The sequence below is a fragment of the Paenibacillus sp. ov031 genome, from assembly GCF_900143165.1.
Lineage (GTDB): Bacteria > Bacillota > Bacilli > Paenibacillales > Paenibacillaceae > Paenibacillus > Paenibacillus marchantiae.
On the sequence record NZ_FRDO01000001.1, the window covers coordinates 458,301 to 475,465 of the forward strand.

Consider the following 17,165-nt stretch of genomic DNA (forward strand, 5'->3'; position numbering starts at 1 on the left):
CTCATAATGTTGACGGTTCATGATTCCAAGCAAAAGGTAGTCACTTTGCAAATAAAAGAGCTTTTTTTCCTGGCCGGTATTCTCGGTTCAGACCGATTGCTTGGCGTGGAAGATCCGTTCCGCGGATATATGGCGGAAGACATTGCTTTGGAGTGGGAGCGTGTAAAAACATCCCTGCTCGACAAAGGATATCTGATTCAGGATCAGGACAGCAATGAGCTGATCATGACACCGACCGTTTTCTCCAGGGTAGCCATTGCGGGACTGTCCGACAGGGCTTGCTGGATTCGCTACACGCACAGCGGCAAGTCGTATGAAAGTTATGTGCACTGCACGGATGAACGGGTCGTTGAAGTATCCCGTGTTGCAGACGAACCGGATTCGTTCCGGCTGAGTGATTTGGGGAATGTTCGTGAAGCGATTGATTTTCTGATTCAAAGAATGAATTGGAGTGGTCATTCTCCGGCGGAAAAGCCGGCTCTGATGTGCTCCAAGAAAAAATTCTATGATGTGATGAATGATCTGAAGAACAAAGAATTACAGGCAGTGGCTGATGAGTTAGTACAAGAGACGAGCGATCCCGAGGGGTCACTTGCGCTTGCGCGCTGTCTGGTGAACAAGGAATCAGAAGGGGAACTACGGTTGCTTGTATGGAACGGAGAAGGATGGAAATCACAGTCTGCGGCTTTCGCTGCAAGTACGGTATCCAACTGGCTGTTTCGCATGAGTACATCGGCTTCGGATGATTGGCTTGTTGCAGCACTGACGACGAGAGAACAGTTTCACGAGATGCTGCTGGACTGGCTTAAACAGCCTGCAGGGGAAGAGGAAAGGTGATGGTAAATGCGCATTCGTGTGGAACCGGATGTGCTTCGGGCACTGAGCAGGCAGATTCAGTATGCGGCGGAGCAAATACAGCAAAAGATGACAGTATTGGATCAGGCCATTCATTCGCTGGAGTGGGATCTTGAAGCCCGCGCCGCGATCATGAATGAATGGAATCACAGTAAGCGACTCTGTGAAGCAGCAGTACGTCGTTTTATGGACTTGAGCGTACAGCTGGGACGCAAGGCCTTGTTATTCCAGCAAGTGGACATGGAGTATCGTACAGTGTTGAGTCATGTGAACACAGCCTATGGCAATGCGGTCAATATGTTGAATGTTCTTCAGACGGAGCGTGCAGGAGAGATTATGCCTGCGCATTCGGCAACTGCTGCTGTTGTATCCGATCCATTTTCCGCGGTAGCGGCAGTGTACCGTGTACAGGATGCCGCACCGCCTGATGGCTCACCGGCGACCCTGATTCAGGCCATGCAGCCTGAACCTGTGGCGTGGAGATTCACAGATCCCTCCTTTCGTGGGAGAAGAGGAACCGAACCTGTGGTTTCCTGAGCTCACGGGTACAAGGCTGAATAAGCAAGACAGCAGAAAGTGAATTTTTTTATAAATAGGCTGTTAGGCGAAGTTTCGAATGCTAAAAATGGGGTAAATAGGATTAGGTCCTTCGGCTTTTGTCCGATCGATCCTTGTATAGTACAATTTGAACAAGTGAATTTAATTGCACAAACCAAGGAGGAATTTACAAATGGCAGGACGTATTTTAGTTACCCCAGAACAGCTTGATCAGGTTTCCAACCAATTTAAACAAAGCGGTGAGCAAAGTCAGCAAATCGTTTCTACATTGACTCAATCCATCACAAGTATGGAAGGACAATGGGAAGGTATGACGAAACAACGCTTCTTCCAGGAATTCCAGGAAGCCAGCAAACAAATGCAATCTTTCGTTCAAACGCTAAATAGCATCAGCGCGGAACTGACGGCTATTGCCAACAAATTCCGTACGGCAGACCAAGCTCGCTAATCTGCGATACATAGTTCGGGCAGGTTCCATATCCGAATTCGCCCAGAATCATATGCAGGAAGCAAGCTGAAGATTTACAACTACAGCAAAAACCGGGCGTTTTCACAACACCCGGTTTTTGTTGCACTATGACAGAATGACAGAGAGAGGGATGAGCATGTCTTTTCAACCAAATCCCGGGGATGAAGTGGTGATTAACGACATTGCCTATATCATTGGGCAGCATCCGGCTGCACCTGGTCTGGCTTACGCCCAAGCTGGAAGGCAGGGTATCGTCTATCAGTTGTTACCCCGTAACGGTTCCGTAAGTGGGGCCAAAGCACTAAAAGTATTTTTCCCTAAATTCCGTATTCCGGCTATGGTGTATCAGTCTGAGCATATGGAGTCTTATAGTGAACTGCCAGGTTTGCAGGTATGCAAGCGTGATGTGCTCACTCCGGAAAGAAACGGAGCGCTCATTGGAGAACATCCTGATCTGTTGTACGCGGTATTGATGCCGTGGGTACATGGTCTGACCTGGTTCGATGTAATCAGCGATCAGAAGCAGCTGACAGCAGAGGAAAGTCTGAAGCTGGCGAGAGCTCTAGCCGGGATCGGCTCGGCCATGGAACAGCGTGGGCTGGCTCATTGTGATTTGTCCGCACCCAATGTGATGATTCCGTTTTTTTCCGAAGTGGAGAACCTGAGAGGGGTTTCAGCAGTTGAACTGGTAGATGTTGAGCAGATGTATGGTTCCAGAATGGATCGTCCGGATGCTTTGCTTGCCGGTTCACCGGGGTATGCGGCCCATCGGACAGTGCACAGCGGTTTGTGGAGTGCGTATGCCGATCGTTTTGCCGGAGCAGTTATCATTGCTGAGATGTTAAGTTGGTCTGATGCAGCGATTGTGGAGAAAGCATGGGGAGAAAGTTATTTTGACCAGCACGAAATGCAGACAGTAAATGAACGTTATTATGCCATGAGAGAGTCGCTGCAGAAGCGCTGGGGCTCGAAGGTGTCCGATCTGTTTATTCGTGCCTGGGAGAGTCATGATCTCAGCAGTTGCCCTACGTTTGGCGAATGGTTTGTGGCGCTGGCTGCTGTGGACATCCATCTGGCAAGTGCAGCATCTGTTGTAGAATCTGAAGTCAAGGCTTCAGACCAGATAAATGCAGTCGAGACGAACCAGATCAAAGGGACAGGAGCAGCAAGCGGTATAGCGGATAAGCAGGGAAATACGGATCAGAACGTGCCCGCTGTGGAACCTTCTCCTGGTCAGGAAGCGGTAGTGAATCGTCTCTTCCTTCAGGCGAGAGCATTGGAGAATGAAGGCAAACCGGCTGCGGCGCTCGAAGTGTATCGTTCACTACATCATTTCATTCCGGATAACAGTGCGATGCAGATGGAAGTTGAGGCTGCGATTCAAGAGCTGGACGCGAAGCTAAATCCCAAGCATGATGATGCAGCTCAGCCAGCCAAGATTCCTTTTTACCGATCCAAAAAGTTTATGATTTCTTCGGCTGTGCTGATTGTTCTGTTAGCTGGAAGCGTGCCAACGGTTAAAATATTGGCTGATCAGGCCGAGGTTAAACAGAAGGAGCAGGAGGCGGCTGCCAAGCAGGCCGAACTAAAGGCTGCGGAAGAGGCCGAAGCTGCGAGGGTGACTGCTCTGAAGCAGCAGGAAGAAGAAAAGAAACAAAAAGAAGCAGATGCGGCGAAACTTGATGCAGAGGAAAAGAAAAAGCTGGCTGAAGCGGAGAAAAAGCAGGCAGAGGCCAAGAAGAAAGAAGAAGAGCGTAAAGCGCTTCAGGCCAAGTATGATAAGCAAGCGAAATATGAGGCTTATCTGGCCAAGCAGAAACAAGAGAAGCTTGAAGCAGCCAAGAAGGCTGAACAGGAAAAGTACGACAAACAGGTAAAATATGAAGCCTATCTAGTCTGGAAAAAAGAAAATGACGCTAAAATTGCGAAGCAGGAAGCCGAGCGTAAGGCAGCAGCCGAGGCTCAACGCAAACAGGAAGTAGCCCAGAAAGCTGCGCTCAAGAAAAAACGTGCCCAGAATGTCGTCACACTGATTGCCCATTACAATAAAACGTATAATGCGCAAAAAGGCAGAAAAATTGAGAATGCGGAATCATACGCGCGTGATTTCAAAAATCTGTACAACACCGACGCGACCTATTTCAAAGGTGTCGGTAAAGTGGCAGCACGAATGAATGCGATCAATAAATTCCTAAGCAATACGGATTATACATTACCCAACTTGTAAAATAATGTGAACGACGGAGGTGACACATCCCAGATGAACTACACAATTCAAGCATCCCAGCGCACACCTGCACTGATTATCTATTTAATTGATATTAGCGCCTCCATGAATATGGTTCTGGACAACCGTCGGCGGATTGATGTCGTCTATGATGCCTTATCTCTGGCTATTCGCCAAATGGTGTTTCGTTCGACCAAGGGAAACCGATTGACACCCCGTTACAGGATCGCGATTCTGGCATACAGCGATGATGTGTACGATCTGTTGAACGGGATTAAGGGCATCGACGAGATTGCTGCTGTGGGTTCGTTGCCGGACTTAACGCCGAAAAGATTCTCGGATTCAGCGAAGGCTTTCCTGCAAGCCGAGAAGATTCTACAGGCTGAAATTCCCAATATGCAAGATTGTCCTGCGCCGCTTGTATGTCATATGACTGATGGGGTAGCTACAGGTGAAGATCCGGAGCCTATTGCCAAAAGAATTATGGGTATGAGTGTGCCTGATGGCAATGTACTCGTCGAGAATATTTTTATATCCGATCATCTGCTGGAAGGCCCTATTCCGGAGCCCCGAAGATGGAAGGGAATATCCCAGGAGACGGTCCTTCAGGATGAACATGGGGAGAAGCTGCGCAATATGTCCTCGGTTCTGCCGGAAAGTTATCGTGAAATGCTGGTTGAGGCAGATTATTTGCTTTCACCTGGTGCACTGATGATGCTTCCTGGTACTTGTGCAGAACTGGTATCCATCGGGTTTCAGATGTCCGCTGCTACGCCTGTGAGATAGGAGGGGGAAATCATGAGAGCGATGCGTTTGGCAACATTGTCTGCTGGAGATAAGGGAAGCCGTGCGGACCATTATCAGAGCAACTTTCGCTATGTGAGTGTCCAGACGGGGGAACAGCCGTTGACCCGTTATCAAGGTACATTCAAGTGCAGGTACGGTTATGGAAGAGCGGCGGAGACCGTTAATCAGGGAGACACCGGACAGGATTTTGCTGCTGTTCGCATGAATGGTAATGTGTGTACTTTCGTATTATGTGATGGGGTAGGCATGAGTTACCTTGGTGATTTTGCTGCACGCTTTCTGGGAAACGCCTTGTTGGAGTGGCTGGAAACGACTCAGCATCCTTCTTTGGATGTTATGGAACGTCTGCTTCATGATTTGACCAGTCCGGCATCCGAACAGCTGGAGAAGTTGCAACCTTTGGAAAATTCGCCTGTACTGCTGCGGGAAGTGCTGATGGAGAAGCGGAGCAAGGGAAGTCAGGCCATGTATGTGTGTGGACGCATCGAGCTCACGGAAGGCAATCGAAAAAGCAAGGTGTGGCTAGCCTGGCAGGGGGACTCCCGCATCCGTCTTTGGCGTAACGGTCAGGAGGAATCGGCAGCATTTCAGGTGAACTGCCTTACGAATGAACGTTGGTCTACACTGGAGGGTCCGGTTGGTGGCAAACCGCATATCTATGAGGCTAAACTGTCTGCCAATGAAGTAGTTCGTCTTCAACTGTACACGGATGGCCTGAATGACCTAGATGCGATTCAGGCTTATATACCGGATGAGCACATCCAGGTACTGCTGGATGCCAGACATACGGGTGGGCTTGAAGATGATGCCGCTTTCATTGAGCTGGAATGGTGAGATCGGGTGAAGCATTACAGGATGATCTAATCATGCTGCTAAAAATGGTGAGCATCACCTACGAAAAAACTTGTCCGTATTGATTTAAAAGACACTCTTTTTGGGTAATCTTGTGAAGAATCTACTTACAGATATTGCATGAACGTACATTCTTACATAATTACTGAGCGAGAAGGAGTGGAATGGATAATGACACAACATAACGGCAAGTCACGGTTCGAAGGCAAAGTCGCCATTATTACTGGTGCTGGTTCGGGAATTGGCAAAGCGGCAGCGCTCAAACTGGCGAGTGAGGGAGCACATGTTGCGCTGCTTGATCTGGTTAATGATCGGATTTCGGAGACGGAAGCCGAAATTAATAAGCTGCGTGCAGGTGCGGCAAGAGCTTTCGATGTAGATATTTCCGATCCTGCACGGGTGGAAAAAGCAGTCCTGGAGACCATCGAATTGTTCGGCGGTCTGGATATCGTTTTTGCCAACGCAGGTATTAATGGCGTATCGGCACCAATTGAGGAAATTCAGGTTGAGGATTGGCAGCAGATTATTACGACGAATCTGAACGGGACTTTTTTTACGATCAAATATGCACTGCCTCATATGAAGAAACGTGGTGGCGGCAGTATCATTATCACGAGCTCCATTAACGGTAATCAGCGCTTCTCCAGCTTCGGCATGTCGGCGTACAGTACATCTAAGGCGGGGCAGGTTGCTTTTGCGAAGATGGCTGCGCTGGAATTGGCGAAGTTCAAGATTCGTGTCAATGTCATCTGTCCTGGAGCGATTGCAACGAATATTGACCAAAGTACGGTCAAAACGGATGAGTTGCAGCAAATTGTCATTCCAATGGAATTCCCGGAAGGCCAGCAACCGCTTGCGGACGGACCGGGTCAGCCAGAGCACGTCGCTGATCTGGTAGCGTTCCTGGCTTCTGCGGAGTCCAGACATATCACAGGTGCGGAAATTGTCATTGACGGTGCAGAGTCGCTGCTGAGCTAAATGAGCATTTTGTATTCATCCATAGAGCTACTTTCAATCAGCGTTGTGAGCGAGTTAAATGGAAGGATGTAAAATGTTGAAATGGATGTATGTATGAAGTCGTTCCTCTGGAACGGCTTTTTTTGTTATAATGCTAACATTCGAATAGACACGTGGAACATTAATTAGGAGAGATGAGATGAAGACGGATTTACCGATACAACAGATTATTCCTGAACTAAGGCAGTTATTTCAGGAGAAGGATACAGGTGTGTTAATTGCGGAGCCGGGTGCGGGTAAAACGACCGTAGTACCGCTGGCACTGCTGGAGGAGCCATGGGTTACTGGACGGAAAATCATTATGCTGGAGCCCCGCAGACTCGCCGCTCGCTCGGCAGCTGCACGAATGGCAGCTTCACTAGGTGAAAAAGCGGGACAGACCGTAGGATATCGGGTGCGGATGGATACGCGTGTAAGTCAGCACACTCGCATAGAAGTGGTGACGGAGGGTGTATTGACCCGGATGCTTCAACAGGACCAGGGCCTGGAAGATACGGCGATGATTATCTTCGATGAATTTCATGAGCGGCATCTGCATGGTGACCTTGGTCTGGCGCTTGCGCTTGAATCCCGGGCCATGCTGCGTCCTGATCTGAAACTGCTGGTGATGTCGGCCACGCTGGACCCTGTTCCTGTCTGTGCGCTGCTTAGCGAGGGAACCAGATGGATTGACTGTCCTGGACGAACGTTTCCGGTGGAAACCCGATATGTAGCCAAACCGGCATCCGAGCAGATCGAGACTTTTACAGCTCAGGCCGTTGTTAAGGCACTGGCAGAACAGGAAGGGGATGTGCTGGTTTTCCTACCGGGTGCAAAAGAAATCCATCGCACAGAGCGAGAGCTGTCAAACCGGATGATTCCTGCTCATGTTGAGGTACATGCTCTATATGGCAGCATGCCTGTAGAACGGCAGGATGAAGCTGTGCGACCCGCAGAAGAAGGTAAACGGAAGGTTGTGCTGTCCACGTCCATTGCCGAATCCAGTCTTACCTTGGCTGGAGTCAAAGTCGTGGTGGATGCGGGACTGAGCCGTGCCTCGGTATTCTCGCCACGAACCGGCATGAGTCGGCTCGTCACCTTGCCGGTGTCCAAGGCGTCAGCCGATCAGCGGCGGGGGCGCGCAGGGCGAATTGCTCCGGGCGTGTGTTACCGGCTATGGAGCGAAGAGGCCCATGGCGTGCTGCCTGATGCAGCAAAGCCTGAGATAGCCTCCGCGGACCTTGCGCCGCTGGCGCTGGAGCTTGCCGCCTGGGGTGTCCAGTCCCCTGCAGAGCTGCAGTGGCTAGACATCCCGCCTGCCGCAGCCTACGGCCAGGCACTGGCGCTGCTGCGCCAGCTGGGCGGCCTGGACGAGGCAGGCCGCATCACGCCCTTCGGGCGGCGGATGAACACGCTTGGCGTGCATCCGCGACTGGCCAGCATGCTGCTCCGCGCGGCGGAGCTTGGGCTGGCCAGCTACGCCAGCATGCTGGCGGCACTGCTGCAGGAGCCTGCCGGCCTCCGCAACAGTGGCAGTGCAGGCGCGGGCACCGATCTGCGCCCGCGCGTGGAAGCGCTGCTGACTGCGGACAGCAGCGGCATGCCGCAAGCGGCAGCGTCTGTCGCAGACGGTGCTGCCGTGCGCCGCATGCTCCAGGAGAGCCGCCAGCTGCGCTCGGCGCTCGGCCCGGCGGCCGATCCGGTACGGCCGGATGAGGACAGCTGCGGATGGCTGCTGTCCTTCGCTTATCCGGACCGGATCGGGCAACGCCGGGAGGACGGCCGCTATCTGCTGAGCAGCGGCCGTGGGGTACGGCTCGCAGCGACAGAATCGCTGAGCCGTTCAGCCTATCTGGTCGCAGCCGAAGCCGACGACCAGGGCGCGGATGCGCGCATCCTGCTGGCTGCGCCAGTGCAGGAGAAGAGATTGCTGGACTTTGGTCCACATCTGCTGCATGAAGAGGTTCAGGTCGCCTGGGACCGAAACACCCGCAGTGTGCGGGCACATAGAAGGCTGCGAATTGGAGCCATTACGTTGAAAGAGAGCGGCATTGCACAGCCACCCGAAGATCAGGTGCTCGAAGCATTACTCTCGGGAATACGTATCGAAGGGCTGGATTGTTTGCCTTGGACAAAATCATCACGACAGCTGGCGGACAGGATGCGCTTTTTACATCATCATTTGCCAGAATGGCCTGATCTCATCGAAGATCATCTGACCGAAGAACTGGCAGAACATCTCAGCCCTTTTCTAACAGGCATGCGATCTGCTGCGGATCTCAAGAGATTGTCGATGCAGGATGTGCTGCTCGGCGGACTGAGCTGGGAACAGCGACAGCAATTGGATCGTGAAGCGCCTACACATATTCAGGTGCCTAGTGGTTCACGTATTCCGGTGGACTACAGCCGACCTGAAGATCCTACGCTCGCGGTGAGACTGCAGGAGATGTTTGGACAGCGGGAGACCCCGCGTATTGGCGGTGGTCGAGTACCACTGACCATACACTTGCTTTCCCCGGCGCAGCGGCCTGTACAGGTCACACGAGATCTGGCGAACTTTTGGCGGGAGACTTATTTTGAGGTGAAGAAAGACTTGAAAGGTCGTTATCCCAAGCATTATTGGCCGGATGATCCCCTCGAAGCGATAGCGACTAACCGGGCTAAACCACGAGTTTAGCTAGAATGTGTTTGCCAGCCTCGGTCTGAAAGTTGGGTCTGAACGTGCTCTGAATGGGCGAGTATGCGATCGGCGGATCAGGCGTTTTGAGCACTAACGAACCACGTGCAGGTCCTAGCGCGGTGACTCGCTGCATATCAATGGTCGGCCATCCTCCTAGGCCTTCAAGGATAAGATATTGTGGTGGAAGCGTTTGAAAGACAACAAGGCGGGTAATAACATAGCGAACCACTCAATTAGATGAGGAGGGATTCACTATGCAGAAGAAAATCGTAGGTGTGTTTAATACAGAACGTGAGGCATCATCCGCAATCGAGGGACTGAAAGCGCAAGGATTTACTTCAGATGAAATCTCGGTAGTTACACAGGATCGGGATGAACTGAAGGCCATTCGCGAAGAGACGGGTACAAAAGCACCCGAAGGTGTAGCTGCAGGTGCGGCAACAGGCGGAGTGCTAGGTGGAGTAGCTGGATTGCTCGCTGGCATTGGAGCATTGGCGATTCCGGGCATCGGTCCTATTCTGGCGGCAGGCCCTATTGCCGCAGCCTTTACGGGTGCAGCTGTAGGTGCAGGAGCAGGCGGACTTGTAGGTGGACTCGTGGGTCTCGGCATTCCGGAAGAGGATGCAAGGCAGTATGAGGAATACGTGCAAAGTGGTAAAATCCTGCTACTCGTGGACTCTACGGATCGGGACACGGATGTTTATGACGTGTTCAGCAATAACAGTTATGTGAACCGGGATAGAATCGATGTCAATCGGGATGATGTTACGGTTGAGCGCACGGATCTCGATATGGAAAATCAAAGATTGGAAGCTCGGGATAAGGCCGCTCGACTTGGCAACAATACTTTTCTATAATAAATCGGTTCAGTAAAGACAGGAATCTTCAACTGGAATGACATAAGTGAGCCACCAGGTGGTCATCAGCCGGTTTCCTTTAGAGGAAGCCGGCTTTTGTCCCTGTTTTAACTTCCTGCTGTAGCAAGGTTCAGGTGTTAAACCTGCCAAGCAGGGAATAACAATACATACAGTAATACGGCCAGGGCCAGTCCAATCACCAGCAACATCAGTGTCAGGAACCGAATTAATTTCGTGGATGCCTGGAATGTTTGTGAATTAATCTGATTGCGTTTTCGGTGGTAAGCGGCTGCAGAACACAGGATGATCAGAATGCCGCTGACTAAGGAAGTAATACCAATGATGATTGCTGCGATATGGGCCATCCGATCATAGGCCGTTGAACTGAAGCCGAAGCCAGCTGCGAGAAAGCCAATGCCAACCATGGCAATGCCTGTACGAACCCAGGCCAGAAAGGTCCGCTCGTTAGCCAGATGCTGTTGTACATATTTGGAGTCAATGGTAGTTATGTCTTGGTCTGTATCTGAGATGTGAATCACCCCGTTCATCAATATATGGCTTCATTGTACGTCGTTTTCATGGCAAAACCAAGAAAGGAGGCTGTCTGTTATGCCTCGTAAAGAACGAATTACAGAAATCGAGAGTCTGAGGGGAATTGCTTTTGCGGCGGTCGTCCTTCAGCATTCCATAGCACATTATTCCCTGGTCCCAGAAGCGGGACTGGAAGATGGCGTATTGCTCGCCATCCTGCTGATGCTGTCCAAATTTGCAGTACCTCTATTTATTTTTATCACAGGCATGGTACTTTTCTATAATACAGGAGACAAGTTGCATTATGGACGTTTCATGCAAAAGCGATTAACCGATGTAATCGTCCCCTATATTATTTGGTCACTGATCTACTTCACACTCGCGCCTCGCGGCTGGAACGGATTTGGTTGGCAGGATATTCCTGACCTTGGTTTAAAATTAATCACGGGTAAGACGACCTCGCATTTTTGGTACATTATTATGCTTATTCAGTTTTATCTGTTGTTTCCCCTGTTTTTGCTGGCAATCCGTTATGTCTATAACCGATATGAGGCGAAGGGGCGCACAATAGCTCTTCTGATTTCCGGTGTGGTGTACCTTGTGCTCGCGGATCAATTGCGAAATATCGCCAGGTTCATGGAATGGTTGAATGTCCCGGTGCTGACCGATGCCTTTACAACCTATGCCGATCGAAATTTTCTGTATTTCTTTTTTTATTTTGTGCTTGGTGCGGCAGCCGGGCTATCGGTTCAACGCTGGAATGAGTGGATTCAACGTTTGCGCTGGGGATATTGGACCGTGTTTATAGTCCTTGGTCTTCGGTTTATATATAAGTTAATGCAAGAGTTCCAGAAGCCGGAGGGCATACAGATTACATTCTATACCGTCAGTCTCATCCGGCCGGATATGATCTTATTCCTCATTGCTTCCATCATGGTGATGTACCAGCTGGCTGGCAAGCTCCACAATATCAGAGTAACACGATTGCTGGCGTGGATTGGCGGGGTTTCGTACGGGGGCTACCTGATGCACATGCTGATGTTGCGCTACAGCTACATTCCGGATGAACAGTTTTATGTGGCATTGGGTTTAAACCCCGTAGTGCGCATGATCATCACCTGGCTGCTGGCGCTTACGTTATCCTGCGTACTCACATGGCTCATCTCTCGCGTAAGCTGGGGCAAGTGGATTGTGGGAACTGTACCGAAGTCCAAACCTGATTAAAAGGTGAATACATCATTATATGAAAAATTCAGAACAACAGTGAGTTGAAGGCCGATAAAGAGGACCGATAAAAATGAAGGCAGTAACCTGAAAAAAAAGTGACGCCAATACCACGACGAACACTTTTGAAATAAATTTTAAAATTTCATTACCTGAAAAATTCATAACAGAAAACTTCAAATCCCGCTCTACCTTACGTTTCTGCCTATCCATCATTTCTCCTTCTTGCCTTCCAACGCCCATGGATTAAAGGGAGAAGGACGGATAAAGATGGCAGAAGGGGAACATAAGTTTTATAATACTAGATATATAGAGCTGACAGGAGGGGAATGAACGTGGCTTTTATGATTGCGCAGCGGGCATTTATTAAGCTGTATCTGATTACGATGGTTGAACAGCATAGGGGATACGGCTATGAAATGCTGGAGGCAATGAAGCAGGAATTCAAAGCCTACGGTTATGTACCACCCCAGAGCGAGATATACCGGGCGCTGCATGAATTGGTTCAACAGGGTGTCTTTTATCGGACAAAGAAGCTGAAGGGCAGTGATCCCAAAGTCGATTTTCAGGAAATCGTTTTATATCACTTCACGGATGATGGTGCGGAGAAAGCTGAATTATATAAAAAACAGGTTAAGGCCGATCTCGATCGTTGTCTCGGCATGTTACACAAGGCAGAAGAGGACAATTACGGAGTGAAAGGAAGATAAGCATGGACAGACACTTACAGTGGGGAGTACTTGGTACATCCACAATCGCGAAAAATGCAGTCATTCCGGCGATTCAACAATCCGAACGTGGTGAGGTCTTGGCGATAGCCAGCCGCAGCAAGGAGAAGGCGGAAGCTCTTGCGAATGAACTCGACATTGCCAGAGCGTATGGCAGCTATGATGAACTCATTGCGGACCCGGATATTGAAGCTGTGTATATTCCTCTGCCGAACCATATGCATAAGGAGTGGACGATTAAGGCTGCTCAGGCTGGAAAACATGTATTATGTGAGAAACCGGCTGCTCTGAATTCAGATGAAGCGGCGGAAATGATTGAGGTATGTCAACAGCACGGCGTACTATTTGCAGAAGCCATTATGTATCGATACCATCCCAAGCATAGACGTGTGCAAGAGATAATAGCCAGTGGGGAGATTGGTACGGTCAGAGCCCTCCATGGCAACTTCACCTGTAATACCGCTGACGACAAAGACAATGTAAGGTTCAAAAGGGAGATGGGCGGAGGATCATTATTTGATCTTGGCGTATATCCAATCTCGGCAGCCCGCATGTATCTGGGGCAGGAGCCGGAAGCGGTAACGGTACACGCTCTATTTTCGGAAGAGCATGATGGCGTCGATATGATGGCTTCAGGTCTTGTGGAGTTTCCCAATTCAGTAGCATTAACGTTTGACTGCGGCATGTGGGCCTCTGGACGAGCCGAGATGGAGATTCTCGGTACCGATGGGCGGATTGAACTTCCTAAGGTGTTCGGCTGGGAGAATAGTGATATTCCACCACAGATTATCGTGCACACCGATTCCGTCAGCCGTGAGGAACGTGTATCGGTATCCAACTCCTATGTTTTGCAGGTGGAGACTTTTGCAGCCGCAGTGCTTGAAGGAAAAGCGCTACCGTTCAGTCCGCAAAATACCATTCAGAATATGCGTGTCATTGATGCATGCCTGGAATCGGCGCGAACCCGTCAACGGGTGCAGTTAGTGGATTAAAGCAGGAGCTAACATGCTAGCATGTTAGATGATAGGAAATGATCGAAATGGCAGACTCCATCCCCCGGGATGTGAGTCTTTTTTTATATTTAAATGTTATATTTATATATTTTTACAAAAATAGCAGTTGAATTTGATCTTTCCTCCAAAATGATGTGATATAAATAGTAAATAGATGGCTTGTTCACTATAATCTAGCAGAACGTACATCCAGGCAGAATTTACTTCTCATATCACTTACATAGTGGCAACGTTCATCCATTTTAGAGTCATTGGGAGGCTGGATTTATGAAAAAGTTTTTGTCTACAGCTCTGCTAGCGGTTATGTTAACGATTGTTTTCTTCACAGGTTCACAGATCGCTCCGGTTGGACAACAGAAGGCTTCAGCTGCAACGTGTACCATTATCAATACGTTTACTGGTGTGGCCAACTATCTCAGCGCCAACGGGCAACTGCCATGTAACTACATTACCAAAGCACAGGCAACGGCACTAGGCTGGGTATCTTCTCAAGGCAACCTCGCTACGGTTGCTCCGGGCAAAAGTATCGGTGGAGACGTGTTTAGCAACCGGGAAGGCTTGCTTCCAGCAGCGAGTGGCCGTACTTGGCGTGAAGCGGATATCAACTACACTTCCGGTTTCCGTAATTCGGACCGCATCCTGTATTCCAGTGACGGCTTGATTTACAAAACGACAGACCACTACGCATCCTTTACTCGCTTGAAATAAGGAAGGACAGACATGAAGAGGGTAGTACTTAACGGTGAGGACTTTTACAGCACAACAGAACTGCATGAGCTATTGAAGCAAAAGCTTGAACTGCCAGACTTTTATGGTGCAAATCTGGACGCCTTGTGGGACTGTCTTACAGGCATGATTGAGCTGCCGCTTGAATTAACCTGGACGAACTACCAGAGCAGCAAGGAACGGCTGGGTAGTGAAGCAGAGAAGGTGTACCAGTTGATGCTGGAGGCAAAAGAAGAGAGTATCGGATTTCAATTCAAGACTGAGGACTAGTACATGAACTGCGAATCATAGCAGCAAATTTTGGTGCAAAGAGAACAGACCATTCGGTCTGTTTTTTTGTGTTTATAGGGATATACACAACGTTAAAAATATTTTCACGAAAGGGTTGATTTTCGCATATCATACGTTAAAATAAAATTAACATTAAAAATATTTTCACGTTGAGAGGCGGAGTAATCATGAGCGAAGGTACAGTCGCACGCAAACAAGGGATCGGGGAATTAATTCGGATTAAACCGTATGTGCAGTTTATGGTGAGCAAGGTAGTATCTAGATTCGGCGATTCGATTGATTCCATTGCCTATAGCTGGATGGTGTACATTTTGACAGGTTCAAAGCTGCTGATGGGAACACTGCTGGCAGTTAACTTTTTGCCAAGTATCTTTCTGGGGCTGTTTGTCGGCGCACTGGTTGATCGCATGTCGCCCAAAAAGGTGATTGTGCTCACGAATACTGGTCGAGGCTTATTTGTTGGCATTACAGCACTATTGTTTGGTCTGGGTGAGCTGCAAGTCTGGCATCTGTTCGTCATCACCATTCTGAATTCCCTTCTGGAATGTTTCGCGTCACCCGCTGAGGTATCCACTGTACCGCGATTACTTCCCAAATCAATGCTGCTGTCTGGTAATGCCATGGCATCATCTGCAACCCGGGTTGCAGAACTCGCAGGACTTGCAGTGGCGGGAACGTTAATTGCAACGGCAGGGATCACGTGGGCGATATTGATCGATGCGGGCTTGTTTGCCTTAAGTGCACTCCTGATGAGCCGTGTGGGGTACCCGAAAACTTCAACATCATCTAACAATGATAATACGTCATTTGATTCATCTGATTCTCCTCCAGCAAGAAAAAGTATATTCTCTGAAATGACAGAAGCCTTTCATTTTATGCGTAAACATGTGTTGTTACTGATCGTCTCCATTCTGTTTGCCTTTGTTAACTTTTGTCTGATGCCATTCAATGTTCTTCGCACGCCATATGTCATTGAAACGTTGCACGCCGGAGCGGGAGGATTAAGTCTACTCAGTGGGCTGATTGTGGCAGGCATGGTACTGAGTGGCTTGTGGCTGTCTCATCGAGGATCGAATTACCGTAAAAGTGTGCTGGTCATTGTAGGTATTGTCATGTTGGGGCTCAGTTATGCCATGACCGCACTCCCGGCTTACATGACGTCCTACCAGCTTCCTGTTGCTGCTGTCTTTTGTCTGATGATGGGTATGGGGATTCCACTTGCTACAACACCCCTTGCGTCCTATCTCATGGAAGTTACGCCTTCCGAGATGCTTGGCAGAGTGTATGCCCTTCAAACTATGCTCGTCGTGAGTGTTGCTCCATTAGGTAGCTTGGTTTCAGGAGCCCTTGCCGATTGGGTGGCATTGCCGATTCTGTTTATCGTGTTTGGTGTTTTGCTTGCCATGTCAGCCGTTTTGGTGCTTCTGAGCAAGACTTTCCGCACCGTTCTATAAAAAGGCTTCCTCAAACGTGTTATCGCTAGCCTGTTTTGACCGTAACCCTGTCCGGACGGTATAATATACACATGATGGGCAACAGGTACCCCGGAAATGAGGATACAGGTATGCAGCGCAAAGTACTTTCAACGATTGAAGAAATCAAGGTCTACTCCGATCCGTATCGGATACAGATCTTGAATATGTTTAATAAACAGGGCAGACCCTCTACGGTTAAAGAGATCGCAGACCAGATGGGCGAAGTGCCAGCCAAGGTACATTATCATGTGAAGAAACTGGAGAAAATCGGTTTGCTTACCATCGTATCCACTCGTGAAATTAATGGAATCATCGCCAAATATTATGAGCCCTTCAAGGGAGAAATCCAGCTCCGTAACGAAGATGAAGAGAACTCACCTTTGAAGGAGGTATTTCGTTCCGAAACCTTCAAATTGTTAAATGAAATGTTTGAGCAGAGCCGTCGGAGATTTATGAATCAGGCGGAAAACGGGGACCGTATGTTTATCTCAGATATGACGTTGTATGCTAGCCGGGAAGAAGTAGAGCAGTTGTACAACAACATTACGAAGATGTGTGAACCCTATTTAACGAAAGACAGGCATGATGCGGACCAAGAGGTCTTTCATTTATTCAGTTCCCTATCCAAAGATACGGTGAATAAGCCCGTTTCGGAAACCGCTGGGAAATTGAAAAAGAAGGCTTCACCCGATAAGGGCAAGTCTGTTGCGAAAACGTCAAGACCTGCTAAAAAGCAGAAGGAATCCTCGTCTGGTGGTCAGGCGGAAGAGTAATCGAAGCATATTCATCGTCATATTGAAGTTTCATCTGTGTAAAGATGATATGCCACCAAGAAAAAAGCCGCCATTGGCGGCTTTTTCATGCGTAATTTGGCAT

General features: G+C 49.2%; 17 protein-coding genes and 1 pseudogene. 16 read left to right on the forward strand and 2 right to left on the reverse strand.

What is annotated here, in order from left to right; all coding sequences use genetic code 11:
* The first annotated feature begins 6 nt into the window (after nt 1-6).
* From BUA17_RS02040 to hrpB, 8 genes are all read left to right on the forward strand, one after another.
* The gene (locus BUA17_RS02040) at nt 7-837 is read left to right on the forward strand and encodes a hypothetical protein (RefSeq protein WP_063566323.1); all 831 of its coding nucleotides are present in this window, start codon (nt 7-9) and stop codon (nt 835-837) included.
* A 6-nt stretch (nt 838-843) separates the two neighbouring features.
* A complete protein-coding gene (locus tag BUA17_RS02045; RefSeq protein WP_063566322.1) occupies nt 844-1,392 on the forward strand; it encodes a WXG100 family type VII secretion target in 549 nt (182 codons plus the stop codon).
* Between the two features lie 193 nt (nt 1,393-1,585).
* The gene (locus BUA17_RS02050; protein ID WP_017689071.1) at nt 1,586-1,861 is read left to right on the forward strand and encodes a WXG100 family type VII secretion target; all 276 of its coding nucleotides are present in this window, start codon (nt 1,586-1,588) and stop codon (nt 1,859-1,861) included.
* A 157-nt stretch (nt 1,862-2,018) separates the two neighbouring features.
* A complete protein-coding gene (locus BUA17_RS02055) occupies nt 2,019-4,109 on the forward strand; it encodes a serine/threonine-protein kinase (RefSeq protein ID WP_072732442.1) in 2,091 nt (696 codons plus the stop codon).
* Nucleotides 4,110-4,142: 33 nt separating this feature from the next.
* Nucleotides 4,143-4,895, forward strand: coding sequence for a vWA domain-containing protein (locus BUA17_RS02060; RefSeq protein WP_064639011.1), 753 nt, complete (start codon nt 4,143-4,145; stop codon nt 4,893-4,895).
* A 12-nt stretch (nt 4,896-4,907) separates the two neighbouring features.
* Nucleotides 4,908-5,750 carry a hypothetical protein gene (locus BUA17_RS02065; protein WP_083584548.1) on the forward strand — a complete coding sequence of 281 codons (843 nt, stop codon included), beginning with the start codon at nt 4,908-4,910 and terminating at the stop codon, nt 5,748-5,750.
* A 189-nt stretch (nt 5,751-5,939) separates the two neighbouring features.
* Nucleotides 5,940-6,746, forward strand: a complete 807-nt coding sequence (locus BUA17_RS02070) for an SDR family oxidoreductase (RefSeq protein WP_063566319.1) — start codon at nt 5,940-5,942, stop codon at nt 6,744-6,746.
* A gap of 178 nt (nt 6,747-6,924) precedes the next feature.
* Nucleotides 6,925-9,441 (forward strand): ATP-dependent helicase HrpB, encoded by a 2,517-nt coding sequence (gene hrpB / locus BUA17_RS02075; protein ID WP_072732443.1) that lies wholly within the window; start codon nt 6,925-6,927, stop codon nt 9,439-9,441.
* Here hrpB and BUA17_RS31075 read toward each other — a convergent pair.
* Complete coding sequence (locus tag BUA17_RS31075; protein WP_170867772.1) at nt 9,425-9,577, reverse strand: hypothetical protein; 153 nt, start codon at nt 9,575-9,577, stop codon at nt 9,425-9,427. The two genes, hrpB and BUA17_RS31075, sit on opposite strands and share 17 nt — an antisense overlap.
* Nucleotides 9,578-9,698: 121 nt before the next feature.
* On the opposite strand from BUA17_RS31075, the gene BUA17_RS02080 reads away from it, so the two are divergent.
* The gene (locus BUA17_RS02080) at nt 9,699-10,301 is read left to right on the forward strand and encodes a general stress protein (protein WP_072732444.1); all 603 of its coding nucleotides are present in this window, start codon (nt 9,699-9,701) and stop codon (nt 10,299-10,301) included.
* A 137-nt stretch (nt 10,302-10,438) separates the two neighbouring features.
* Here the strand turns inward: BUA17_RS02080 and BUA17_RS02085 are convergent, their stop codons facing one another.
* The gene (locus tag BUA17_RS02085) at nt 10,439-10,849 is read right to left on the reverse strand and encodes a YidH family protein (RefSeq protein WP_063563228.1); all 411 of its coding nucleotides are present in this window, start codon (nt 10,847-10,849) and stop codon (nt 10,439-10,441) included.
* 61 nt (nt 10,850-10,910) lie between these two features.
* Between BUA17_RS02085 and BUA17_RS02090 the strand changes: the two genes are divergently transcribed.
* The 7 genes and pseudogenes from BUA17_RS02090 to BUA17_RS02125 all read left to right on the forward strand — a co-directional run bounded on the left by BUA17_RS02090 (nt 10,911) and on the right by BUA17_RS02125 (nt 17,062).
* Nucleotides 10,911-12,056 carry an acyltransferase gene (locus BUA17_RS02090; protein WP_072732445.1) on the forward strand — a complete coding sequence of 382 codons (1,146 nt, stop codon included), beginning with the start codon at nt 10,911-10,913 and terminating at the stop codon, nt 12,054-12,056.
* Between the two features lie 335 nt (nt 12,057-12,391).
* Entirely contained in the window at nt 12,392-12,766 is a 375-nt protein-coding gene (locus BUA17_RS02100; protein ID WP_063563231.1) for a replication termination protein, read from the forward strand.
* Nucleotides 12,767-12,768: 2 nt separating this feature from the next.
* On the forward strand, nt 12,769-13,776 hold the full coding sequence (locus BUA17_RS02105) for a Gfo/Idh/MocA family protein (RefSeq protein WP_072732446.1): 1,008 nt from the start codon (nt 12,769-12,771) through the stop codon (nt 13,774-13,776).
* A 402-nt stretch (nt 13,777-14,178) separates the two neighbouring features.
* Nucleotides 14,179-14,505: pseudogene (locus tag BUA17_RS02110) on the forward strand (ribonuclease); the annotation flags it as partial.
* Nucleotides 14,506-14,517: 12 nt separating this feature from the next.
* Nucleotides 14,518-14,793 carry a barstar family protein gene (locus tag BUA17_RS02115; protein WP_072732447.1) on the forward strand — a complete coding sequence of 92 codons (276 nt, stop codon included), beginning with the start codon at nt 14,518-14,520 and terminating at the stop codon, nt 14,791-14,793.
* A 188-nt stretch (nt 14,794-14,981) separates the two neighbouring features.
* A complete protein-coding gene (locus BUA17_RS02120; RefSeq protein WP_072732448.1) occupies nt 14,982-16,268 on the forward strand; it encodes an MFS transporter in 1,287 nt (428 codons plus the stop codon).
* Between the two features lie 110 nt (nt 16,269-16,378).
* A complete protein-coding gene (locus BUA17_RS02125; protein WP_063563236.1) occupies nt 16,379-17,062 on the forward strand; it encodes an ArsR/SmtB family transcription factor in 684 nt (227 codons plus the stop codon).
* Nucleotides 17,063-17,165 lie beyond the last annotated feature (103 nt).